Origin of the sequence: Pseudomonas sp., assembly GCF_035512415.1 — a bacterium.
Classification (GTDB): Bacteria; Pseudomonadota; Gammaproteobacteria; order Pseudomonadales; family Pseudomonadaceae; genus Aquipseudomonas.
The window spans coordinates 136121-158716 of record NZ_DATKDZ010000028.1 but is presented as its reverse complement, the minus strand read 5'-3'; the positions used below and the strand labels follow the sequence as shown (position 1 = coordinate 158716).

Here is a 22596-nt window from a genome sequence, read left to right as displayed (position 1 = left end):
GTCGTGAGACAGTTCGGTCCCTATCTGCCGTGGACGTTTGAGATTTGAGAGGGGCTGCTCCTAGTACGAGAGGACCGGAGTGGACGAACCTCTGGTGTTCCGGTTGTCACGCCAGTGGCATTGCCGGGTAGCTATGTTCGGAAAAGATAACCGCTGAAAGCATCTAAGCGGGAAACTTGCCTCGAGATGAGATCTCACTGGAACCTTGAGTTCCCTAAAGGGCCGTCGAAGACTACGACGTTGATAGGTTGGGTGTGTAAGCGCTGTGAGGCGTTGAGCTAACCAATACTAATTGCCCGTGAGGCTTGACCATATAACACCCAAACAATTTGATGTTTGTGTGTCTAGATGAAGACTGCAACAGCCGAAAATCTGCAAGAACCGCAAATACCTGATATCACATACCCAATTCGGAGCCGCGTCTAACGACGAGACTCCCGCTGAATCGCTTGACGACCATAGAGCATTGGAACCACCTGATCCCATCCCGAACTCAGTAGTGAAACGATGCATCGCCAATGGTAGTGTGGGGTTTCCCCATGTGAGAGTAGGTCATCGTCAAGCACCTACACCAAAACCCCCGATCAGGAAACTGGTCGGGGGTTTTACTTTGCCTGCGTGAAAATAAAGCATTATGCGCTGATCTAAGGTGTTGTTTGATGCGGGTTTATCTCCGAGCTCATAGACCTTTGATAGGCAACTTATCAGCCCGCCGTTATCATGCGTGCCTGATTGCGTGGTGGGAATGGCATGCTTCCATTGTTAAAGCTTCTTCAAGATGGACAGTTTCACTCGGGGGAGGCGCTGGGCGCGTCGCTGGGGATCAGCCGCTCGGCTGTATGGAAGCAGTTGCAATCCCTCCAGGCCGAGCTCTCTCTGCCCATCCATACGGTGCGTGGCCGTGGCTATCGCCTGGAAAGCCCGTTGCAGTTGTTGGATGCTGCCTGGATTGAAGCTAACGCCACGGGTTCTGGGTGGCCGGTTACGGTGTTGCCCAGTGTCGATTCGACCAATGCGGAGGCGTTGCGGCGAATTGAAGTGGCGCAGTCTCTGCCATTTGTCGTGCTGGCGGAGCGCCAGACCAGTGGGCGCGGTCGACGTGGTCGCAGTTGGGTCAGCCCGTTTGGCGAGAACCTCTATTACAGCTTGGTGCTGCGGGTCGAGGGCGGCATGCGGCAACTCGAGGGGCTGAGTCTGGCTGTGGGGTTGGCGCTGCTTCAGGTGATTCGCGAAAGCGGAGTGGTAGAGGCGGGGCTGAAGTGGCCGAATGATGTGCTGGTTGGCGATCGCAAGCTGGCGGGCGTTCTCCTTGAGCTGTCGGGGGATCCTGCCGATGTCTGTCATGTGGTTATCGGTATAGGCCTGAATGTGAACATGCTGTCGGCCGCTTCGGCGGCGATAGGCCAGCCCTGGACTTCCATGCGTGCCGAGTTGGGGCGTGTGATCAATCGCAATGAGCTGGTAGCCGGGCTCAATCGCCACCTATCGCGCTACCTGGATATTCAGCTGCGCCACGGGTTTTCGGCGCTGCAGGGCGAGTGGCAGGACTGCCATCTTTGGCAGGGCCGCGAGGTCATGCTGACGGCTGGCAGTGAGCCTGTAACAGGCATTGTGTTGGGTGTTGATCATTCTGGGGCGGTACGCCTGCTTGTCGATGGGCAGGAGCAAAGCTTTAGCGGTGGGGAGCTCAGCATGAGGTTGCGCAATGATTCTTGAGCTCGACTGCGGTAATACTCTGATTAAGTGGCGTCTGCTGGATCGTGATAGTTCGCTTGCTGTGGCTGGCGGGGTAGTCGGTTCGGATGAGGAGCTGCTGCAGGCTGTTCAAAGTCTGTCCGTTGCACCTCTCATCTGTCGTATGGTCAGTGTGCGTAGCGATGAGGAAACGGCACGCCTGGTCGGTTCTCTGGAGCAGGCTTTTTCCATTCAATGCCATTGCGCGCGTCCGGCTTTAGAGTTGGCGGGTGTGCGCAACGGTTACGAGCAGCATGAGCGCCTTGGTCTGGATCGCTGGCTGGCGCTGGTGGCGGCTTATCAGTTCTCCCAGGCAGCTTGTCTGGTGCTGGATCTGGGGACCGCAGTGACTGCTGACTTTGTCGCTGCAGATGGGCAGCATCTGGGAGGCTTTATCTGCCCGGGTATGCCGTTGATGCGTAGCCAGTTGCGCACTCACACGCGCAGGACGCGTTATGCCGATACCGAGGCTGGGCAAGCGCTTGAGAGTCTGCGGCCGGGGCGCTCAACTGCAGAGGCGGTTGAGCGGGGCTGCTCCCTGATGCTGCAGGGGTTTGTGCATAGTCAGTTGGCCTTGGCGGCCGAGTTGCTGGGGGAAACCTTTGAAGTCTTCCTTACCGGGGGGGATGCTGCCCTGGTGGCGGCTATGCTTCCGCGCGCAAGGGTGATGCCGGGTCTGGTGTTTGTAGGTTTGGCGATTGCCTGTCCATTACGTTGAGGTCATGCATGCGCTGGATGTTTTTGTGGTTGGTGGTATTGAATCTTTTCTATTACGTCTGGCATCAACAGCAGGCACCGCTGCGGGTTACTGAAATTGCCCCTCTGCAGCTGGCTGCGCAGACCAAGAGTGATATACGCCTGTTGAGCGAGTCGGCTGCCCCGTCGCGACGGCAGGGTGTGCCCGAGGAACCTGTTGAGGCTGTCTGTCTGTTTCTTGGCAGTTTTGAGCGAGTTGAAGATGCCGCCGCCGTCGAGCAGCGTTTGCTGAGCCTGGATATTCGCTCGCGGGTGCAGTCGATGGATGCTGCGGCAGGCGTCGAGTACTGGGTGTATCTACCGCCGCTGGCCTCGCGCCAGGCTTCGCTGCGTCAGTTGCGAGAGCTGCAGGCGCGCAAGATCGATAGCTACATCATTACCCAGGGTGATTTATCCAATGGTATTTCGCTCGGCATTTTCCCGCGCAACGACTCGGCGGAAAGTGTAATGCAGCGCTTACGTGACGCCGGATATGAGCCTCTGCTAAGGGAGTTGACCCGTGCACACCGCAGTTTTTGGGTGCGCATAGCCCCGGAAAGCCGGCGTCTGGCTGATGATTCGTTGTTGCAGCGTTTGGCTTTTGACTTCAAAGGCTTACAACATCAATTAATGCCGTGCGAGGGGATTGCAAGCCCTGGCTAGATTGCATAGAATGGCGCCCGCTTCGCAGGGTGGCGCTAACAAGTGTTCTGCGAAGTTGCTGTCAATGTAGCTAACCTCAGGTTTTTTAATGAGAAATTGCTTGACAGTAGGTCGGCATCGAATGAGAATGCCGCCCCGTTTGGAGGGATTCCCGAGTGGCCAAAGGGATCAGACTGTAAATCTGACGTCATCGACTTCGAAGGTTCGAATCCTTCTCCCTCCACCAGATTTAGCGAGAGCTGCAGGCTCCGCGGGTATAGTTCAGTGGTAGAACCTCAGCCTTCCAAGCTGATGATGCGGGTTCGATTCCCGCTACCCGCTCCAGCATTGTTGTTTTCGCACTATGTTTCGCTCATGTAGCTCAGTTGGTAGAGCACACCCTTGGTAAGGGTGAGGTCAGCGGTTCGAGTCCGCTCATGAGCTCCATTTAATAAAGGCAGATATGTGAGTATCTGCCTTTGTTTTAATGGCGGTGATACCTGCTCAATTCTTCGCTGGGAGACGGTCAAAATGGCTAAAGAAAAGTTTGAACGTAACAAGCCGCACGTCAACGTTGGCACTATCGGCCACGTCGACCACGGTAAAACCACTCTGACTGCTGCTCTGACCCGCGTCTGCTCCGAAGTATTCGGTTCGGCCAAGGTTGACTTCGACAAGATCGACAGCGCCCCAGAAGAAAAAGCTCGTGGTATCACCATCAACACCGCTCACGTTGAATACGATTCGGCCGCGCGTCACTACGCTCACGTTGACTGCCCGGGTCACGCCGACTACGTAAAAAACATGATCACCGGTGCGGCGCAGATGGACGGCGCTATCCTGGTTTGCTCCGCTGCTGACGGCCCGATGCCGCAGACTCGCGAGCACATCCTGCTGTCCCGTCAGGTAGGTGTTCCGTATATCGTGGTCTTCCTGAACAAGGCTGACATGGTTGACGATGCCGAGCTGCTGGAGCTGGTGGAAATGGAAGTGCGTGACCTGCTCAGCACTTACGATTTCCCGGGCGACGACACTCCGATCATCATCGGTTCCGCTCTGATGGCTCTGAACGGTCAAGACGACAACGAGATGGGCACCACTGCCGTCAAGAAGTTGGTTGAGACTCTGGACAGCTACATCCCCGAGCCGGTTCGTGCCATCGACAAGCCGTTCCTGATGCCAATCGAGGACGTATTCTCGATCTCCGGTCGTGGCACCGTGGTAACTGGCCGTATCGAGCGCGGTATCGTCAAGATCCAGGAAGAAATCGAGATCGTTGGTCTGCGCGACACAACCAAGACCACCTGTACCGGTGTTGAGATGTTCCGCAAGCTGCTCGACGAAGGTCGTGCTGGTGAGAACTGCGGCGTTCTGCTGCGTGGCACCAAGCGTGACGACGTAGAGCGTGGCCAGGTTCTGGTCAAGCCGGGTTCGGTCAAGCCGCACACCAAGTTCACTGCAGAAGTGTACGTGTTGAGCAAAGAAGAAGGCGGTCGTCACACTCCGTTCTTCAAAGGCTATCGTCCTCAGTTCTACTTCCGCACTACCGATGTAACTGGTAACTGCGAACTGCCGGAAGGCGTTGAGATGGTAATGCCGGGTGATAACGTGCAAATGACCGTTACCCTGATCAAGACCATCGCAATGGAAGACGGCCTGCGTTTCGCCATTCGTGAAGGCGGTCGTACCGTCGGCGCGGGTGTCGTAGCCAAGATCATCGAGTAATCGATTGATCTGTCCCCGTCAGGCCGGCATAATGGTCGGCCTGATTTTGTTTTAGGTCAGTAGCTCAATTGGCAGAGCGACGGTCTCCAAAACCGTAGGTTGGGGGTTCGATTCCCTCCTGACCTGCCATTTTCTCTTATGAATCTGGCGCGTCTTTTAACAGGATTCTCGTAAATGAATGCTAAGGCTGAAGCCAAAGAATCACGCTTTGATCTGATCAAGTGGCTGGCTGTTGCTGCGCTTGTGGTCGTGGGTGTGGTTGGTAATCAGTACTTCTCTGCCGAGCCTATCCTGTATCGCGTATTAGCCCTGCTGGTCATTGCGGCTGTTGCAGGTTTTATTGCGTTGCAAACGGCAAAAGGTCAGGCCTTTTCCGTTCTGGCAAAAGAAGCGCGTGTTGAGATTCGTAAAGTCGTTTGGCCGACCCGCCAAGAAACCACGCAGACCACGCTGATTGTTGTGGCTGTTGTTTTGGTGATGGCGTTGTTGTTGTGGGGGCTTGATTCCCTGCTGGGTTGGCTGATTTCGTTGATTGTCGGTTAAAGGTGTCCCGTGGCTAAGCGTTGGTACGTTGTGCATGCTTACTCGGGTTACGAGAAGCATGTTATGCGCTCGTTGATCGAGCGTGTGAAGCTCGCTGGTATGGAAGATGGCTTTGGTGAAATTCTCGTGCCTACTGAAGAAGTGGTCGAGATGCGCAATGGTCAGAAGCGCAAAAGCGAGCGCAAGTTCTTCCCGGGCTATGTCCTGGTGCAGATGGAAATGAACGAGGCGACTTGGCACTTGATCAAGGATACGCCGCGGGTCATGGGCTTTATCGGCGGTACCGCTGATAAGCCGGCACCGATCACTGAAAAAGAAGCCGATGCGATCCTGCGCCGTGTTGCTGACAGTGGTGACAAGCCGAAACCCAAGACCTTGTTCGAGCCGGGTGAGATGGTGCGCGTGACCGATGGTCCGTTTGCCGATTTCAGCGGTGTAGTTGAAGAAGTGAATTATGAAAAGAGCCGCATCCAGGTTGCTGTGACCATCTTTGGTCGCTCCACCCCGGTCGAGCTGGAGTTCAGTCAGGTCGAAAAGGCATAACTGACATACGCATCCCTTACCCCGCAGCCATAGGCTGCGGGGTTTTGTCGTCACTGGGATAAACAGGTAATAACCGGGGAGCCGTAAGGCGCTAGAACCCGTAATTGGAGTAGCTAATGGCTAAGAAAATCACGGCTTATATCAAGCTGCAAGTAAAGGCTGCACAGGCCAACCCAAGCCCGCCCGTTGGCCCGGCTCTGGGTCAGCATGGTGTGAACATCATGGAATTCTGCAAGGCGTTCAACGCCCGTACCCAGGGCATGGAACCTGGTCTGCCGACTCCAGTGATCATCACTGTATACAGCGACCGCAGCTTCACCTTTGAAACCAAAAGCACCCCGGCTTCGGTTCTGCTGAAGAAGGCCGCAGGCCTGACCAGCGGTTCGGCTCGTCCGAACACCGTCAAAGTCGGTACCGTGACCCGTGCTCAGCTGGAAGAGATCGCCAAGACCAAGCAGGCTGATCTGACCGCCGCTGATATGGATGCGGCCGTGCGTACCATCGCCGGCTCCGCTCGTAGCATGGGCCTCAACGTGGAGGGTGTGTAATGGCTAAGTTGACCAAGCGTCAAAAGGCAATCGCTGAGAAAGTTGAAGCTGGTAAGGCTTACAACTTCGTTGAAGCTGCCGCACTGCTGGCTGAACTGTCCGCAGTCAAGTTCTCCGAGTCCGTCGATATCGCCGTGAACCTCGGTGTTGATCCGCGTAAATCCGACCAGGTTGTACGTGGTGCCACCGTTCTGCCGAACGGCTCGGGCAAAAGCGTTCGCGTTGCTGTGTTCACCCAGGGCCCGGCTGCTGAAGCTGCTCTGGCTGCCGGCGCTGACCGCGTAGGTATGGACGATCTGGCTGCCGAAATGAAAGGCGGCGACCTGAACTATGACGTAGTAATTGCTTCCCCGGATGCAATGCGCGTTGTTGGTCAGCTCGGTCAAGTGCTCGGCCCGCGCGGTCTGATGCCTAACCCGAAAGTCGGTACCGTTACCCCTGACGTTGCTACCGCTGTGAAGAATGCCAAGGCTGGTCAAGTACGTTTCCGTACTGACAAGAACGGCATCATCCACGGCTCCGTTGGCAAGGTTGGTTTTGACGCCGAGAAGCTGAAGCAGAACGTTGAAGCGCTGATTTCTGACCTCAAGCGTCTGAAGCCATCGACTTCGAAAGGCATCTACGTCAAGCGCGTAACCCTGAGCACCACCATGGGTCCAGGTCTGATCATCGATCAAGGCTCGCTCGACGCGTAATACATAGAAGCAGCGCAAGCGATTGCGCTGCTTCGAAACTTTGGGGTCCCTGCCTGGCGGGGGCTATCCAAGACCGTAGGTGGCGCAAGTCTTAAACCCTGGGAGAAATCCTAGGTCGCCTACGCAGATGGTGCTCCCGATTCTTACCGAATCAGACACCAAAACGACATCCGGCTTCGGCCAGATGAAACGGTAACAAGCAGGAGTTAAACCCGTGGCAATTAAACTCGAAGACAAGAAGGCCATCGTCGCTGAAGTCAACGAGGCTGCCAAAGGCGCCCTGTCCGCTGTCGTGGCTGATGCCCGTGGTGTGACTGTAAGCGCTATGACCGGACTCCGTAAAGAGGCCCGCGAAGCTGGCGTATACGTACGTGTTGTACGTAATACCCTGCTCAAGCGCGCTGTTGAAGGCACCGAGTATTCGGTCCTCAACGACGTGTTCAAAGGCCCGACCCTGATTGCATTCTCCAAGGAACATCCGGGCGCTGCTGCTCGTATTTTCAAAGAGTTCGCCAAGGGTCAGGACAAGTTCGAGATCAAGGCAGCTGCGTTTGAGGGCAAGTTCCTCGCAGCAAACGAGATCGACGTGTTGGCTTCGCTGCCAACTCGCGACGAAGCCATTGCGAAGCTGATGAGCGTGATCCAAGGCGCTACCAGCAAGCTGGCTCGTACTCTGGCGGCCATTCGCGACCAGAAAGAAGCTACCGCTGCTTAATGCATCGCAAACTCTTTCAAAATCATATGTTTAATTTGATGGCTGCGTAGGCTGTCACCCCAATACAGGATTTAAAGTCATGTCTCTGACTAACGAACAAATCATCGAAGCAATCGGCCAGAAAACCGTTCTGGAAGTTGTTGAACTGATCAAAGCAATGGAAGAAACCTTCGGCGTTACCGCTGCTGTTGCCTCTGCTGGCCCAGCTGCTGCTGCCGCTGTTGTTGAAGAGCAAACCGAATTCAACGTGATGCTGCTTGAAGCCGGCGAGAAGAAAGTAAACGTGATCAAGGCAGTTCGCGAACTGACCGGTCTGGGCCTGAAAGAAGCCAAAGCTGTAGTTGACGGTGCACCTGCAATGGTCCTGGAAGCTGTTGCTAAAGACGCTGCTGACAAAGCCAAGGCTGCCTTGGAAGAAGCAGGCGCCAAAGTCGAGCTCAAGTAAGCGACGACCTTGCGTCTACAGCCCAAGCGTTAAGCGAAAGGCTGATGGCTGGTGGCTTTTGCCACCGGCCTTTTTCCGTTCTAGGTCGGCTAATCGTAGGCTGACCTGGGGCGTGAAATACCCGTCCGAAGTGACGGCGCAAACCTAGGGTTTGCAAGAGTTTCTGGCAACTCCCGTCGGAGGGGCCAAATAAGCAGGTGACCAAGCTGGGGAACGCTGATGGCTTACTCATATACTGAGAAAAAACGTATCCGCAAGGACTTTAGCAAGTTGCCGGATGTCATGGATGTGCCTTATCTCCTGGCCATCCAGCTGGATTCGTATCGCGAATTCCTGCAGGCAGGGGCGACCAAGGACCAGTTCCGCGACATTGGCCTGCATGCGGCCTTCAAGTCTGTTTTCCCGATTATCAGCTATTCCGGCAATGCTGCTCTGGAGTATGTCGGTTATCGCCTGGGCGAGCCGGCTTTTGATGTCAAGGAATGTACGCTGCGTGGCGTGACCTATGCCGTGCCGCTGCGGGTAAAAGTCCGTCTGATCATTTTCGACAAAGAATCGTCGAATAAAGCGATCAAGGACATCAAAGAGCAAGAAGTGTACATGGGCGAAATTCCGCTCATGACCGAGAACGGTACCTTCGTTATCAACGGTACCGAGCGCGTTATCGTCTCCCAGCTGCACCGCTCCCCAGGTGTGTTCTTCGACCACGACCGTGGCAAGACTCATAGCTCGGGTAAGCTGCTGTACTCGGCGCGGATCATTCCTTACCGCGGCTCTTGGCTGGACTTCGAGTTCGATCCGAAGGACGCCGTGTTCGTGCGTATCGACCGTCGTCGCAAGCTGCCGGCTTCCGTGCTGCTGCGCGCGCTGGGTTACAGCACTGAAGAAGTGCTGGACGCGTTCTATGCGACCAACGTTTTCCATGTGAAGGGCGAATCCCTCAACCTGGAACTGGTACCGCAGCGTCTGCGTGGTGAAATTGCCGTCCTCGACATACTGGACGACAAGGGCAAGGTCATCGTTGAGCAGGGTCGCCGGATTACCGCGCGCCATATCAACCAGCTGGACAAAGCCGGCATCAAAGAGCTGGAAGTACCGATCGACTACCTGATCGGTCGCACCTCGGCCAAGGCCATCGTGCACCCGGCTACCGGCGAAATCATCGCCGAGTGCAACACCGAACTGAACGTCGAGATCCTGGCCAAAGTGGTCAAGGCTCAGGTCGTGCGCATCGAGACCCTGTACACCAACGACATCGATTGCGGTCCGTTTATCTCCGATACCTTGAAGATCGACAGCACCACCAATCAGTTGGAAGCACTGGTCGAGATCTACCGCATGATGCGTCCTGGCGAGCCGCCAACCAAGGATGCTGCCGAGACCCTGTTCAACAACCTGTTCTTCAGCGCCGAGCGTTACGACCTGTCGGCCGTAGGCCGGATGAAGTTCAACCGTCGTATCGGTCGCACCGAGATCGAAGGTTCGGGTGTGCTGAGCAAGGAAGATATCGTTGCGGTCCTCAAGACCCTGGTCGATATCCGTAACGGCAAAGGCATCGTCGACGACATCGACCACCTGGGTAACCGTCGTGTTCGCTGTGTAGGCGAAATGGCCGAGAACCAGTTCCGCGTTGGCCTGGTACGTGTTGAGCGTGCGGTCAAAGAGCGTCTGTCGATGGCCGAAAGCGAAGGCCTGATGCCGCAGGACCTGATCAACGCCAAGCCGGTTGCGGCGGCGGTGAAAGAGTTCTTCGGTTCCAGCCAGCTCTCGCAGTTTATGGACCAGAACAACCCGCTCTCCGAGATCACCCACAAGCGCCGTGTTTCGGCTCTTGGCCCGGGCGGTCTGACCCGTGAGCGTGCCGGCTTCGAAGTTCGTGACGTACACCCGACCCACTACGGTCGTGTGTGCCCGATCGAGACCCCTGAAGGTCCGAACATCGGTCTGATCAACTCCCTGGCGGCCTATGCGCGCACCAACCAGTACGGCTTCCTCGAGAGCCCGTACCGTGTGGTGAAGGACACCCTGGTCACCGACGAAATCGTCTTCCTGTCCGCCATCGAAGAGGCCGATCACGTGATCGCCCAGGCTTCGGCGACCATGAACGACAAAGGTCAGCTGGTTGATGAGTTGGTGGCTGTACGTCACCTCAACGAATTCACCGTTAAGGCACCTGAAGACGTCACCCTGATGGACGTATCGCCCAAGCAGGTAGTTTCGGTTGCCGCTTCGCTGATCCCGTTCCTCGAGCACGACGACGCCAACCGTGCGTTGATGGGTTCGAACATGCAGCGTCAGGCTGTACCGACTCTGCGCGCTGACAAGCCGCTGGTAGGTACCGGCATGGAGCGCAACGTGGCGCGCGACTCCGGCGTTTGCGTCGTGGCTCGCCGTGGCGGTGTGATCGACTCGGTCGATGCTAGCCGTGTTGTAGTTCGCGTCAATGACGACGAAGTTGAAACTGGCGAAGCCGGTGTCGACATCTACAACCTGACCAAATACACCCGCTCCAACCAGAACACCTGCATCAACCAGCGTCCGCTGGTGAGCAAGGGCGATCAGGTTGAACGCAGCGACATCCTGGCCGACGGCCCGTCCACCGATATGGGTGAACTGGCACTGGGGCAGAACATGCGCGTCGCGTTCATGCCGTGGAACGGTTACAACTTCGAAGACTCCATCTGCCTCTCCGAGCGCGTGGTGCAAGAAGATCGTTTCACCACCATCCACATTCAGGAACTGACCTGTGTGGCGCGTGACACCAAGCTCGGCTCGGAAGAAATCACTTCCGACATCCCGAACGTCGGTGAGTCTGCGCTGAACAAGCTGGACGAAGCAGGCATCGTGTATGTCGGCGCTGAAGTGGGCCCAGGTGACATTCTGGTCGGCAAGGTCACGCCAAAAGGCGAAACCCAACTGACTCCAGAAGAGAAGCTGCTGCGTGCGATCTTCGGTGAGAAGGCGTCCGACGTTAAGGACACCTCCCTGCGCGTGCCGACTGGCACCAAAGGTACCGTTATCGACGTGCAGGTCTTCACCCGCGACGGCGTTGAGCGTGATGCTCGTGCCCTGTCGATCGAGAAGAGCCAGCTCGACGAGATCCGTAAGGATCTGAACGAAGAGTTCCGCATCGTTGAAGGCGCGACCTTCGAACGTCTGCGTTCCGCTCTGGTTGGTAAGAAAGCCGAAGGCGGCGCTGGCCTGAAGAAAGGCGCAGAAGTCACCGACGAGTTCCTCGACGGCCTCGAGCGCGGCCAGTGGTTCAAGCTGCGCATGGCTGACGATGCCCTGAACGAGCAGTTGGAAAAGGCCCAGGCCTACATCTCCGACCGCCGTCAGCTGCTCGACGACAAGTTCGAAGACAAGAAGCGCAAACTGCAGCAGGGCGATGACCTGGCTCCAGGCGTGCTGAAAATCGTCAAGGTCTACCTGGCAATCCGTCGCCGCATCCAGCCGGGCGACAAGATGGCCGGTCGTCACGGTAACAAGGGTGTGGTCTCGGTGATCATGCCGGTTGAAGACATGCCGCACGACGTCAACGGTACGCCGGTCGACATCGTTCTCAACCCGCTGGGCGTACCGTCGCGTATGAACGTCGGGCAGATCCTCGAAACCCACCTGGGCCTCGCGGCCAAAGGTCTGGGCGAGAAGATCAACCGCATGCTCGAAGAGCAACGCAAAGTCGCCGAGCTGCGCAAGTTTATGCAGCAGATCTACAACGAGATCGGCGGCCGTCAGGAAAACCTGGATGAGCTGAGTGATCAGGAAATCATGAGGCTGGCGCACAACCTCAAAGGTGGTGTGCCAATGGCCACCCCGGTGTTCGACGGTGCCAAGGAAAGCGAAATCAAGGCCATGCTGAAACTGGCGGACCTGCCAGAAAGCGGCCAGATGCGCCTGATCGACGGCCGTACTGGTAACCAGTTCGAGCGTCCGACCACCGTTGGCTACATGTACATGCTGAAACTGAACCACCTGGTGGACGACAAGATGCACGCGCGTTCCACGGGTTCCTACAGCCTGGTTACTCAGCAGCCGCTGGGTGGTAAGGCGCAGTTCGGTGGTCAGCGCTTCGGTGAGATGGAGGTCTGGGCACTGGAAGCTTACGGCGCCGCCTACACCCTGCAGGAAATGCTGACCGTGAAGTCGGACGACGTGAACGGCCGTACCAAGATGTACAAAAACATCGTGGACGGTGATCACCGTATGGAGCCGGGCATGCCCGAGTCCTTCAACGTACTGATCAAAGAGATCCGTTCGCTGGGTATCGACATCGATCTGGAAACCGAATAACACGTGACGCGAATCGAGAGCGGGGCTGCACAGCCCGCTCTCTGCTCCGCCAGGAGGAAAGGCCTTGAAAGACCTACTGAATTTGCTGAAAAACCAGGGTCAAGTCGAAGAGTTCGATGCCATTCGCATCGGCCTTGCTTCGCCTGAGATGATCCGTTCGTGGTCGTTCGGTGAAGTTAAAAAACCGGAAACCATCAACTACCGTACGTTCAAGCCTGAGCGTGACGGCCTGTTCTGCGCCAAGATCTTTGGCCCGGTAAAGGATTACGAGTGCCTGTGCGGTAAGTACAAGCGCTTGAAGCATCGCGGCGTGATCTGCGAGAAGTGCGGCGTTGAAGTTGCACTGGCCAAGGTTCGTCGTGAGCGCATGGCGCACATCGAACTGGCTTCGCCGGTTGCCCACATCTGGTTCCTGAAGTCCCTGCCGAGCCGTATCGGTTTGCTGATGGACATGACCCTGCGTGATATCGAACGCGTTCTCTATTTCGAGAGCTATGTCGTTATCGACCCAGGCATGACCACCCTTGAAAAAGGCCAGCTGCTGAACGACGAGCAGTACTTCGAAGCCCTCGAAGAGTTCGGTGATGACTTCGACGCCCGCATGGGTGCTGAAGCCGTTCGCGAACTGCTGCACGCGATCGACCTGGAGCACGAGATTGGCCGTCTGCGCGAAGAAATTCCGCAAACCAACTCGGAAACCAAGATCAAGAAGCTGTCCAAGCGCCTGAAGCTGATGGAAGCCTTCCTCGGCTCGGGCAACCTGCCTGAGTGGATGGTGTTGACCGTTCTGCCGGTTCTGCCGCCAGATCTGCGTCCGCTGGTTCCGCTCGACGGTGGCCGCTTCGCGACTTCGGATCTCAACGATCTGTATCGCCGCGTGATCAACCGTAACAACCGCCTCAAGCGCCTGCTCGATCTGTCCGCACCGGACATCATCGTGCGCAACGAAAAGCGCATGCTGCAGGAAGCGGTCGACGCCCTGCTCGACAACGGCCGTCGCGGTCGCGCCATCACTGGCTCGAACAAGCGTCCGCTGAAGTCGCTGGCTGACATGATCAAGGGTAAGCAAGGTCGCTTCCGTCAGAACCTGCTCGGTAAGCGCGTGGACTACTCCGGTCGTTCGGTAATTACCGTGGGCCCGACTCTGCGTCTGCACCAGTGCGGTCTGCCGAAGAAGATGGCTCTCGAGCTGTTCAAGCCGTTCATCTTCGGCAAGCTGGAAATGCGTGGTCTGGCGACCACCATCAAGGCCGCCAAGAAGATGGTCGAGCGCGAGCTGCCAGAGGTGTGGGACGTTCTCGCCGAAGTGATTCGCGAACACCCCGTGCTGCTCAACCGTGCACCAACCCTTCACCGTCTGGGCATCCAGGCGTTTGAACCGGTTCTGATCGAAGGTAAAGCGATTCAGCTGCACCCGCTGGTCTGCGCCGCGTACAACGCCGACTTCGACGGTGACCAGATGGCTGTGCACGTACCGCTGACGCTGGAAGCCCAGCTGGAAGCGCGCGCACTGATGATGTCGACCAACAACATCCTGTCGCCTGCCAACGGTGAGCCAATCATCGTACCGTCCCAGGACGTGGTACTGGGTCTGTATTACATGACCCGCGAAGCGATCAACGCCAAGGGCGAAGGCCGCGTATTCGCTGACCTGCAGGAAGTTGACCGGGTTTTCCGTGGTGGCGAAGCCTCGCTGCATGCTCGCGTAAAAGTGCGCATCAACGAAGTGATCCGTGACCGCGACGGCACCATCACCAAGAACACCCGTATCGTCGACACCACTGTCGGCCGTGCGCTGCTGTTCCAGATCGTGCCGGATGGCCTGTCCTATGACGTGGTCAACCAGTCGATGAAGAAGAAGGCGATCTCCAAGCTGATCAACCAGTGCTACCGCACCGTTGGCTTGAAAGACACCGTGATCTTCGCTGACCAGCTGATGTACACCGGTTTCGCCTATTCGACCATCTCCGGTGTGTCGATCGGCGTGAACGACTTCGTTATCCCGGATGAGAAGGCGCGCATCATTGACGCCGCCACCGAGGAAGTTAAAGAGATCGAATCGCAGTACGCCTCCGGCCTGGTAACCCAGGGCGAGAAGTACAACAAGGTGATCGACCTCTGGTCCAAGGCCAACGACGAAGTGTCGAAGGCGATGATGGCCAACCTGTCGAAGGAATCTGTCGTCGATCGCGATGGCAAGACCGTCGAGCAGGAGTCGTTCAACTCCATGTACATGATGGCCGACTCCGGTGCGCGGGGTTCTGCTGCGCAGATCCGTCAGCTCGCTGGTATGCGTGGTCTGATGGCCAAGCCAGACGGCTCGATCATCGAAACGCCGATCACCGCGAACTTCCGCGAAGGTCTGTCGGTTCTGCAGTACTTCATCTCGACGCACGGTGCTCGTAAGGGTCTTGCGGATACCGCGTTGAAAACTGCCAACTCCGGTTACCTGACTCGTCGTCTGGTAGACGTGGCGCAGGATCTGGTGGTTACCGCAATCGATTGCGGCACCGAGCACGGCCTGCTGATGACACCGCACATTGAAGGCGGTGACGTAGTTGAGCCACTGGGTGAGCGCGTACTGGGTCGAGTTATTGCCCGTGACGTGTTCAAGCCAGGCACCGAAGAAGTCATCGTTCCAGCCGGTACTCTGGTTGACGAGCAGTGGGTTGAATTCATCGAGCTGAACAGCATCGACGAAGTGATCGTGCGTTCGCCGATCAGCTGTGAAACCCGCTACGGCATCTGCGCCAAGTGCTACGGTCGCGACCTGGCTCGTGGTCACCAGATCAACATCGGTGAAGCAGTCGGCGTTATCGCTGCTCAGTCGATCGGTGAGCCGGGTACCCAGCTGACCATGCGTACGTTCCACATCGGTGGTGCGGCTAGCCGGACCTCGGCTGCTGACAGCGTACAAGTGAAGAACGGCGGTGCGGTTCGTCTGCACAACCTGAAGCACGTTGAGCGTCTCGACGGCAACCTGGTGGCGGTTTCCCGCTCCGGCGAGCTGGCGATTGCCGACGAGTTCGGTCGTGAGCGCGAGCGCTACAAGCTGCCGTACGGTGCCGTGATTTCTGTGAAGGAAGGCGACAAGGTCGACGCTGGCGCTATCGTCGCCAAGTGGGACCCGCACACCCACCCGATCGTTACCGAAATGAAAGGTACCGTGACCTACGTGGGTATGGAAGAAGGCATCACCATCAAGCGTCAGACCGACGAATTGACCGGTTTGACCAACATCGAAGTCCTCGATCCGAAAGATCGTCCGGCTGCCGGCAAGGACATCCGTCCTGCGGTGAAGATGGTTGGCGAAGATGGCAAGGATTTGCTGCTGCCAGGTACCGATGTAATGGCTCAGTACTTCCTGCCGGCAAACGCCCTGGTGGGTGTGGCGAACGGTGCTCAGGTGGGCGTGGGTGATGTTATCGCCCGTATCCCGCAAGAGACTTCCAAGACTCGCGACATCACCGGTGGTTTGCCGCGCGTTGCCGACCTGTTCGAAGCGCGTCGTCCGAAAGAAGCCTCGATTCTGGCTGAAATCAGCGGCACCATCGCGTTCGGTAAAGAGACCAAAGGCAAGCGCCGTCTGGTCATTACCCCGAACGACGGTAGTGATCCGTACGAGGAGCTGATTCCGAAGTGGCGTCACCTGAACGTGTTCGAAGGTGAGCAGGTCAACAAGGGTGAAGTTATCTCCGACGGTCCGAGCGACCCGCACGATATCCTGCGCTTGCTGGGTGTCAGCGCGCTGGCCAAGTACATCGTCAACGAGATCCAGGACGTGTACCGCCTGCAAGGCGTGAAGATCAACGACAAGCACATCGAAACCATCCTGCGCCAGATGCTGCGCAAGGTTGAAGTGGCTGAGTCGGGCGATTCCACCTTCATCAAGGGCGACCAGATGGAGTTGACCGCGGTACTGGGCGAAAACGAGCGTCTGGCTGCAGATGACAAGTTCGTTGCCAAGTACACCCGCGTATTGCTGGGTATCACCAAGGCGTCGTTGTCCACCGAGTCGTTTATCTCGGCGGCCTCCTTCCAGGAAACCACCCGCGTGCTTACCGAAGCGGCAGTTACTGGCAAGCGCGACTACCTGCGTGGCCTGAAAGAAAACGTGGTCGTGGGTCGTCTGATCCCGGCCGGTACCGGTCTGGCTTATCACAGCGAGCGCAAGCGCAAGCGTGAAGCGGCTCAGCCGGTACGTGTCAGCGCCAGTGAAGTGGAAGCCGCACTGACCGAAGCGCTGAACTCCAGCAGCAATTGAGTGTGAAGCCCCGGCCGAGTAATCGACCGGGGCTTTGCCTTGACGGGGAGCGTGGGTCTCTTTAGACTCATGCACCCCTAAATTTGGCAGGGCACGCGCTCTGCCATTTTGCTTTCCTTAGTAGGGTAATAGCGTCGAAAGACAACAGTGGAGCTTATAGATGGCAACTATCAACCAGCTGGTACGTCAGCCGCGCAAGCGTATCGTCGAGAAATCCGACGTACCTGCGCTGCAGAACTGCCCGCAGCGTCGTGGTGTGTGCACTCGCGTGTACACCACTACGCCGAAAAAACCTAACTCGGCACTGCGTAAAGTATGCCGTGTGCGTCTGACCAACGGTTTCGAGGTTTCCTCGTACATCGGCGGTGAAGGCCACAACCTGCAAGAGCACAGCGTGGTACTGATTCGCGGCGGCCGTGTAAAAGACTTGCCAGGTGTGCGTTACCACACCGTGCGCGGTTCGCTGGATACCTCCGGCGTTAAGGACCGTAAGCAGGGTCGTTCGAAGTACGGTACCAAGCGTCCGAAGTAATAGGCGTTTGAAGTGCCCGGTGCTTGCACCGAATTGCAGTTTTTTATTTATCTGAGTCGATAAGAGTAAGGTCGGGCGTCCATCTAGCGATGCAGTCCCGGGCTAACCTGAAGACCGTTTGAGGGCTTATCAAATGCCAAGACGTCGTGTAGCAGCCAAGCGCGAAGTGCTTGACGATCCAAAATACGGAAGCCAAATCCTGGCCAAGTTCATGAACCACGTGATGGAAAGCGGCAAGAAAGCCGTTGCCGAGCGTATCGTTTATGGCGCCCTGGACAAGGTTAAAGAGCGTAAGAACAGCGATCCCCTGGAAATCTTCGAGAAAGCTCTCGACGCCATCGCTCCGCTGGTCGAAGTAAAGTCGCGCCGTGTAGGCGGTGCTACTTACCAGGTTCCGGTCGAAGTTCGTCCGTCCCGTCGTAACGCTCTTGCCATGCGCTGGCTGGTAGATTTCGCCCGTAAGCGTGGCGAGAAGTCTATGGCTCTGCGTTTGGCTGGCGAATTGCTCGATGCCGCTGAAGGCAAAGGTGCTGCAGTTAAGAAGCGTGAAGACGTGCACCGTATGGCTGAAGCCAACAAGGCTTTCTCGCACTACCGCTTCTAATTATCGCGCTTCTAAATTTGCGAGGGCTTTATGGCTCGTACTACACCGATTAACCGGTACCGTAACATCGGTATCGTGGCTCACGTGGACGCGGGTAAAACCACGACCACTGAGCGTGTGCTTTTCTACACTGGCAAAAGCCACAAGATGGGCGAGGTGCATGACGGCGCCGCGACCACCGACTGGATGGTGCAGGAGCAGGAGCGTGGTATCACCATTACTTCTGCTGCCATTACCGCCTTCTGGAAGGGTTCCGAGAAGCAGTACAAGGACGAGCACCGCTTCAACGTCATCGATACCCCCGGCCACGTGGACTTCACCATTGAAGTTGAGCGTTCGCTGCGTGTACTCGACGGCGCTGTCGTTGTGTTCTGCGGTACCTCGGGCGTTGAGCCTCAGTCGGAAACCGTATGGCGTCAGGCCAACAAGTACGGCGTTCCACGTCTTGTTTACGTCAACAAGATGGATCGTGCCGGTGCTGACTTCCTGCGCGTGATCGCTCAGATCAAGCAGCGCCTGGGTCACACTCCGGTGCCGATCCAGCTGGCTATCGGTGCTGAAGACAACTTCCAGGGTCAGATCGATCTGATCAACATGCAAGCTGTCTACTGGAACGATGCTGACAAAGGCATGGTCCCTGTTCGCAAGGACATTCCAGCTGAACTGCTGGAAGAAGCCGAGAAGTGGCGCGGCAACATGGTTGAGGCTGCGGCCGAAGCCAACGAAGAGCTGATGAACAAGTACCTCGAAGGTGAAGACCTCACCATCGAAGAAATCAAGGGCGCTCTGCGTCAGCGTACTATCGCTGGTGAAATCGTTCTGGCTGTTTGCGGTTCTTCCTTCAAGAACAAGGGTGTTCCCCTGGTTCTCGACGCCGTTATCGACTTCCTGCCTGCGCCGACTGACATTCCTGCTATCAAGGGTACTGACCCGGATAACGAGGAAATTCAGCTGGAGCGTCATGCAGACGACAGCGAGCCGTTCTCGGCTCTGGCGTTCAAGATCGCTACCGACCCATTCGTGGGTACCTTGACCTTCGTCCGCGTTTACTCGGGCGTGTTGGCCTCCGGTGACGGCGTGATCAACTCGGTTAAAGGTAAAAAAGAGCGCGTGGGTCGTATGGTGCAAATGCACGCAAACGCCCGCGAAGAGATCAAGGAAGTACGCGCTGGTGACATCGCGGCCTTGATCGGCATGAAGGACGTCACCACTGGTGAGACTCTGTGCAACGCTGACAAGCCAATCATCCTGGTTCGCATGGACTTCCCGGAGCCGGTTATTTCGGTTGCCGTAGAGCCTAAGACCAAGGACGACCAGGAAAAAATGGGTATCGCTCTGGGCAAACTTGCTCAGGAAGATCCATCTTTCCGCGTCAAAACTGATGAAGAGACTGGTCAGACGATCATCTCCGGTATGGGCGAGTTGCACCTGGACATCCTGGTCGACCGCATGCGCCGCGAGTTCAACGTCGAAGCCAACATCGGTAAGCCTCAGGTTTCCTATCGTGAGCGCATCACGAAGAGCTGTGAAATCGAAGGCAAGTTCGTGCGTCAGTCCGGTGGTCGTGGTCAGTTCGGTCACTGCTGGGTTCGCTTTGCACCTGCTGACGAAGGTCAGGAAGGTCTGCAGTTCGTGAACGAAGTAGTGGGTGGTGTGATTCCGAAGGAATACATCCCGGCTATCCAGAAGGGTATCGAAGAGCAGATGAAGAACGGCGTCGTTGCCGGTTATCCGCTGATCGGCCTGAAGGCTACCGTGTTCGATGGTTCCTACCATGACGTCGACTCCAACGAGATGGCGTTCAAGGTGGCTGCTTCCATGGCGACCAAGCAACTGGCCCAGAAGGGCGGTGGTGAGTTGCTCGAGCCGATCATGGCGGTAGAGGTTGTTACCCCAGAAGACTACATGGGTGACGTGATGGGCGACCTTAACCGCCGTCGCGGCATGATCCTGGGTATGGAAGACACAATCTCCGGTAAGGTGATTCGTGCTGAAGTGCCGCTGGGTGAGATGTTCGGTTATGCGACCGACGTCCGTTCCATGTCTCAGGGTCGCGCAAGCTACTCTATGGAATTCAAAAAATACAACACAGCCCCGTCGCACATCGTCGAGTCTGTAACCAAAAAACAAGGCTGATTCAGCCCCTTTAAGCTAGGAGTTAATTGTCGTGGCTAAAGAAAAATTTGAACGTAGCAAACCCCACGTTAACGTTGGCACCATCGGTCACGTTGACCATGGTAAAACCACGCTGACCGCCGCTCTGACTCGCGTTTGCTCCGAAGTGTTCGGTAGCGCCGTTGTTGCTTTCGACAAGATCGACAGCGCTCCGGAAGAGAAGGCTCGTGGTATCACCATCAACACCGCGCACGTTGAGTACAACTCTTCGATTCGTCACTACGCTCACGTTGACTGCCCAGGTCACGCTGACTATGTGAAGAACATGATCACCGGTGCTGCGCAGATGGACGGCGCTATCCTGGTTTGCTCGGCTGCTGATGGCCCGATGCCGCAGACTCGCGAGCACATCCTGTTGTCCCGTCAGGTAGGTGTTCCGTACATCGTTGTCTTCCTGAACAAGGCTGACATGGTTGACGACGCTGAGCTGCTGGAGCTGGTTGAAATGGAAGTGCGTGACCTGCTCAGCACTTACGATTTCCCGGGCGACGACACGCCGATCATCATCGGTTCCGCTCTGATGGCGCTGAACGGTCAAGACGACAACGAAATGGGCACCACTGCCGTTCGTAAGCTCGTTGAGACTCTGGATACCTACATTCCAGATCCAGTACGTGCGATCGACAAGCCTTTCCTGATGCCAATCGAAGACGTGTTCTCGATCTCCGGTCGTGGCACCGTGGTAACTGGCCGTATCGAGCGTGGCATCATCAAGATCCAGGAAGAACTGGAAATTGTTGGTCTGCGTGATACCACCAAGACCACCTGTACCGGTGTTGAGATGTTCCGCAAGCTGCTCGACGAAGGTCGTGCTGGTGAGAACTGCGGCGTTCTGCTGCGTGGCACCAAGCGTGACGACGTGGAGCGTGGCCAGGTTCTGGTCAAGCCAGGTTCGGTCAAGCCGCACACCACCTTCACTGCAGAAGTGTATGTGCTGAGCAAAGAAGAAGGCGGCCGTCATACTCCGTTCTTCAAAGGCTACCGTCCTCAGTTCTACTTCCGTACTACTGACGTAACTGGTAACTGCGAACTGCCGGAAGGCGTTGAGATGGTAATGCCAGGTGACAACATCCAGATGACTGTCACTCTGATCAAAACCATCGCAATGGAAGAAGGCCTGCGTTTCGCCATTCGTGAAGGCGGTCGTACCGTCGGCGCTGGCGTCGTAGCCAAAATCATCGCGTAAGTGATGGTTTAAGAAAAAGCCTCCGCTTGCGGGGGCTTTTTTATTTCCGCCATCCCTGGCGGTCACCCTTCAGGCCATTTTCTTATTGGGTTGACACCTGCTAGGGGCGTCTATAGAATCACGCCTCCTTTTAACGGGCGTACTGCGTCCGTTGGGAATAGCAGCTTGGAATCTGAGGTCAAAATGCAAAACCAACAAATCCGTATTCGGTTGAAGGCTTTTGACCATCGCCTGATCGATCAATCAACCCAGGAAATCGTGGAAACCGCGAAACGTACTGGTGCTCAGGTGCGTGGTCCGATTCCTCTGCCTACCCGCAAAGAGCGGTTTACCGTACTGACTTCTCCGCACGTCAACAAAGACGCGCGGGATCAGTTCGAGATCCGTACTCATAAGCGTGTTCTGGACATCGTCCAGCCAACGGATAAAACCGTTGACGCGCTGATGAAGCTCGACCTTGCGGCTGGCGTGGAAGTGCAGATCAGCCTCGGCTAAGACCGTCTTAGGTCTTAGTCGTGTAACGCTCTGAAATGGGCGGCCATAGCGGGTGAAAGCCCCGTACACTCATGAGGTTACAACATGACTATTGGTGTAGTCGGTCGTAAGTGCGGTATGACCCGCATTTTCACCGAAGAAGGTGTCTCCATTCCGGTTACGGTCATTGAGATCGAGCCGAATCGCGTCACCCAGTTCAAAACTGAAGAGTCCGATGGCTATCGTGCAGTGCAAGTCACTGTCGGCGAGCGTCGCGCTTCTCGTGTCAGCAAGGCGCAAGCCGGTCACTTCGCTAAGGCGAATGTCGCGGCAGGTCGTACCGTCATGGAATTCCGTCTTGAAGAAGGCGAGTACCAGGCCGGCGATCTGATCAACGCTGAAATTTTCCAAGCTGGTCAACTGGTGGATGTCACCGGTCAGTCCAAGGGTAAAGGCTTTGCCGGTACCATCAAGCGTTGGAACTTCCGCGGCCAAGACAACACTCACGGTAACTCCGTGTCCCACCGTGTTCCGGGTTCCATTGGCCAGTGCCAGACTCCGGGTCGCGTATTCAAGGGCAAAAAAATGTCCGGTCATATGGGCGCTGAGCGCGTGACCGTGCAGTCCCTGGAAGTAGTGCGGGTTGACGCTGAGCGCAATCTGTTGTTGGTCAAGGGTGCTGTTCCTGGCGCTACTGGCGGCAACCTGGTTGTACGTCCAGCGGCCAAGGCTCGCGGTTAAGG

At 56.6% G+C, this 22596-nt stretch carries 18 protein-coding genes, 4 tRNA genes and 2 rRNA genes; all 24 read left to right on the top strand.

What is annotated here, in order from left to right; all coding sequences use genetic code 11:
* A 23S ribosomal RNA gene (locus VMP31_RS15065) occupies nt 1-313 on the top strand; the annotation flags it as partial.
* A 135-nt stretch (nt 314-448) separates the two neighbouring features.
* Nucleotides 449-564: ribosomal RNA gene (gene rrf / locus VMP31_RS15060) — 5S ribosomal RNA — on the top strand.
* A gap of 186 nt (nt 565-750) precedes the next feature.
* Nucleotides 751-1716 carry a bifunctional biotin--[acetyl-CoA-carboxylase] ligase/biotin operon repressor BirA gene (gene birA, locus VMP31_RS15055; RefSeq protein WP_325508457.1) on the top strand — a complete coding sequence of 322 codons (966 nt, stop codon included), beginning with the start codon at nt 751-753 and terminating at the stop codon, nt 1714-1716.
* The gene (locus tag VMP31_RS15050; RefSeq protein WP_325508455.1) at nt 1706-2452 is read left to right on the top strand and encodes a pantothenate kinase; all 747 of its coding nucleotides are present in this window, start codon (nt 1706-1708) and stop codon (nt 2450-2452) included. The genes birA and VMP31_RS15050 overlap by 11 nt, the downstream gene beginning before the upstream one ends.
* Nucleotides 2453-2460: 8 nt before the next feature.
* Entirely contained in the window at nt 2461-3132 is a 672-nt protein-coding gene (locus tag VMP31_RS15045; RefSeq protein WP_325508453.1) for an SPOR domain-containing protein, read from the top strand.
* 141 nt (nt 3133-3273) lie between these two features.
* Nucleotides 3274-3358, top strand: a tRNA-Tyr gene (locus VMP31_RS15040).
* A gap of 24 nt (nt 3359-3382) precedes the next feature.
* Nucleotides 3383-3456: transfer RNA gene (locus VMP31_RS15035), tRNA-Gly, on the top strand.
* A gap of 26 nt (nt 3457-3482) precedes the next feature.
* A tRNA-Thr gene (locus VMP31_RS15030) sits at nt 3483-3558 on the top strand.
* Nucleotides 3559-3642: 84 nt separating this feature from the next.
* Nucleotides 3643-4836 (top strand): elongation factor Tu, encoded by a 1194-nt coding sequence (tuf, locus tag VMP31_RS15025; protein WP_325508451.1) that lies wholly within the window; start codon nt 3643-3645, stop codon nt 4834-4836.
* Nucleotides 4837-4889: 53 nt separating this feature from the next.
* Nucleotides 4890-4965: transfer RNA gene (locus tag VMP31_RS15020), tRNA-Trp, on the top strand.
* 45 nt (nt 4966-5010) lie between these two features.
* Nucleotides 5011-5379, top strand: coding sequence for a preprotein translocase subunit SecE (gene secE / locus VMP31_RS15015; RefSeq protein ID WP_325508449.1), 369 nt, complete (start codon nt 5011-5013; stop codon nt 5377-5379).
* A gap of 9 nt (nt 5380-5388) precedes the next feature.
* Nucleotides 5389-5922 (top strand): transcription termination/antitermination protein NusG, encoded by a 534-nt coding sequence (gene nusG, locus VMP31_RS15010; RefSeq protein ID WP_305624691.1) that lies wholly within the window; start codon nt 5389-5391, stop codon nt 5920-5922.
* Nucleotides 5923-6038: 116 nt separating this feature from the next.
* Nucleotides 6039-6470, top strand: a complete 432-nt coding sequence (gene rplK, locus VMP31_RS15005; RefSeq protein WP_069522401.1) for a 50S ribosomal protein L11 — start codon at nt 6039-6041, stop codon at nt 6468-6470.
* Complete coding sequence (gene rplA, locus VMP31_RS15000; protein ID WP_274087698.1) at nt 6470-7165, top strand: 50S ribosomal protein L1; 696 nt, start codon at nt 6470-6472, stop codon at nt 7163-7165. The genes rplK and rplA overlap by 1 nt, the downstream gene beginning before the upstream one ends.
* A gap of 214 nt (nt 7166-7379) precedes the next feature.
* Nucleotides 7380-7880, top strand: a complete 501-nt coding sequence (rplJ, locus tag VMP31_RS14995) for a 50S ribosomal protein L10 (protein ID WP_325508443.1) — start codon at nt 7380-7382, stop codon at nt 7878-7880.
* Between the two features lie 79 nt (nt 7881-7959).
* Complete coding sequence (gene rplL / locus VMP31_RS14990; RefSeq protein WP_325508441.1) at nt 7960-8325, top strand: 50S ribosomal protein L7/L12; 366 nt, start codon at nt 7960-7962, stop codon at nt 8323-8325.
* 219 nt (nt 8326-8544) lie between these two features.
* Nucleotides 8545-12618, top strand: coding sequence for a DNA-directed RNA polymerase subunit beta (rpoB, locus tag VMP31_RS14985; protein WP_325508439.1), 4074 nt, complete (start codon nt 8545-8547; stop codon nt 12616-12618).
* Nucleotides 12619-12682: 64 nt separating this feature from the next.
* On the top strand, nt 12683-16882 hold the full coding sequence (gene rpoC / locus VMP31_RS14980) for a DNA-directed RNA polymerase subunit beta' (protein ID WP_325508437.1): 4200 nt from the start codon (nt 12683-12685) through the stop codon (nt 16880-16882).
* A 160-nt stretch (nt 16883-17042) separates the two neighbouring features.
* Nucleotides 17043-17414, top strand: coding sequence for a 30S ribosomal protein S12 (gene rpsL, locus VMP31_RS14975; protein WP_003463319.1), 372 nt, complete (start codon nt 17043-17045; stop codon nt 17412-17414).
* Between the two features lie 133 nt (nt 17415-17547).
* A complete protein-coding gene (gene rpsG, locus VMP31_RS14970; protein ID WP_010490886.1) occupies nt 17548-18018 on the top strand; it encodes a 30S ribosomal protein S7 in 471 nt (156 codons plus the stop codon).
* A gap of 30 nt (nt 18019-18048) precedes the next feature.
* Nucleotides 18049-20154 carry an elongation factor G gene (gene fusA / locus VMP31_RS14965; RefSeq protein ID WP_325508435.1) on the top strand — a complete coding sequence of 702 codons (2106 nt, stop codon included), beginning with the start codon at nt 18049-18051 and terminating at the stop codon, nt 20152-20154.
* Nucleotides 20155-20185: 31 nt separating this feature from the next.
* Entirely contained in the window at nt 20186-21379 is a 1194-nt protein-coding gene (gene tuf, locus VMP31_RS14960) for an elongation factor Tu (protein WP_136665592.1), read from the top strand.
* Between the two features lie 183 nt (nt 21380-21562).
* A complete protein-coding gene (rpsJ, locus tag VMP31_RS14955) occupies nt 21563-21874 on the top strand; it encodes a 30S ribosomal protein S10 (protein WP_010486970.1) in 312 nt (103 codons plus the stop codon).
* A gap of 84 nt (nt 21875-21958) precedes the next feature.
* Nucleotides 21959-22594 (top strand): 50S ribosomal protein L3, encoded by a 636-nt coding sequence (rplC, locus tag VMP31_RS14950; protein WP_090505796.1) that lies wholly within the window; start codon nt 21959-21961, stop codon nt 22592-22594.
* Nucleotides 22595-22596: the final 2 nt, after the last annotated feature.

Coding starts and splice junctions, on each gene's coding strand:
- birA (WP_325508457.1), top strand. CDS start 751: ATGCTTCCATTGTTAAAGCTTCTTCAAGATGGACAGTTTCACTCGGGG.
- VMP31_RS15050 (WP_325508455.1), top strand. CDS start 1,706: ATGATTCTTGAGCTCGACTGCGGTAATACTCTGATTAAGTGGCGTCTG.
- VMP31_RS15045 (WP_325508453.1), top strand. CDS start 2,461: ATGCGCTGGATGTTTTTGTGGTTGGTGGTATTGAATCTTTTCTATTAC.
- tuf (WP_325508451.1), top strand. CDS start 3,643: ATGGCTAAAGAAAAGTTTGAACGTAACAAGCCGCACGTCAACGTTGGC.
- secE (WP_325508449.1), top strand. CDS start 5,011: ATGAATGCTAAGGCTGAAGCCAAAGAATCACGCTTTGATCTGATCAAG.
- rplK (WP_069522401.1), top strand. CDS start 6,039: ATGGCTAAGAAAATCACGGCTTATATCAAGCTGCAAGTAAAGGCTGCA.
- rplA (WP_274087698.1), top strand. CDS start 6,470: ATGGCTAAGTTGACCAAGCGTCAAAAGGCAATCGCTGAGAAAGTTGAA.
- rplL (WP_325508441.1), top strand. CDS start 7,960: ATGTCTCTGACTAACGAACAAATCATCGAAGCAATCGGCCAGAAAACC.
- rpoB (WP_325508439.1), top strand. CDS start 8,545: ATGGCTTACTCATATACTGAGAAAAAACGTATCCGCAAGGACTTTAGC.
- rpsL (WP_003463319.1), top strand. CDS start 17,043: ATGGCAACTATCAACCAGCTGGTACGTCAGCCGCGCAAGCGTATCGTC.
- rpsG (WP_010490886.1), top strand. CDS start 17,548: ATGCCAAGACGTCGTGTAGCAGCCAAGCGCGAAGTGCTTGACGATCCA.
- fusA (WP_325508435.1), top strand. CDS start 18,049: ATGGCTCGTACTACACCGATTAACCGGTACCGTAACATCGGTATCGTG.
- rpsJ (WP_010486970.1), top strand. CDS start 21,563: ATGCAAAACCAACAAATCCGTATTCGGTTGAAGGCTTTTGACCATCGC.
- rplC (WP_090505796.1), top strand. CDS start 21,959: ATGACTATTGGTGTAGTCGGTCGTAAGTGCGGTATGACCCGCATTTTC.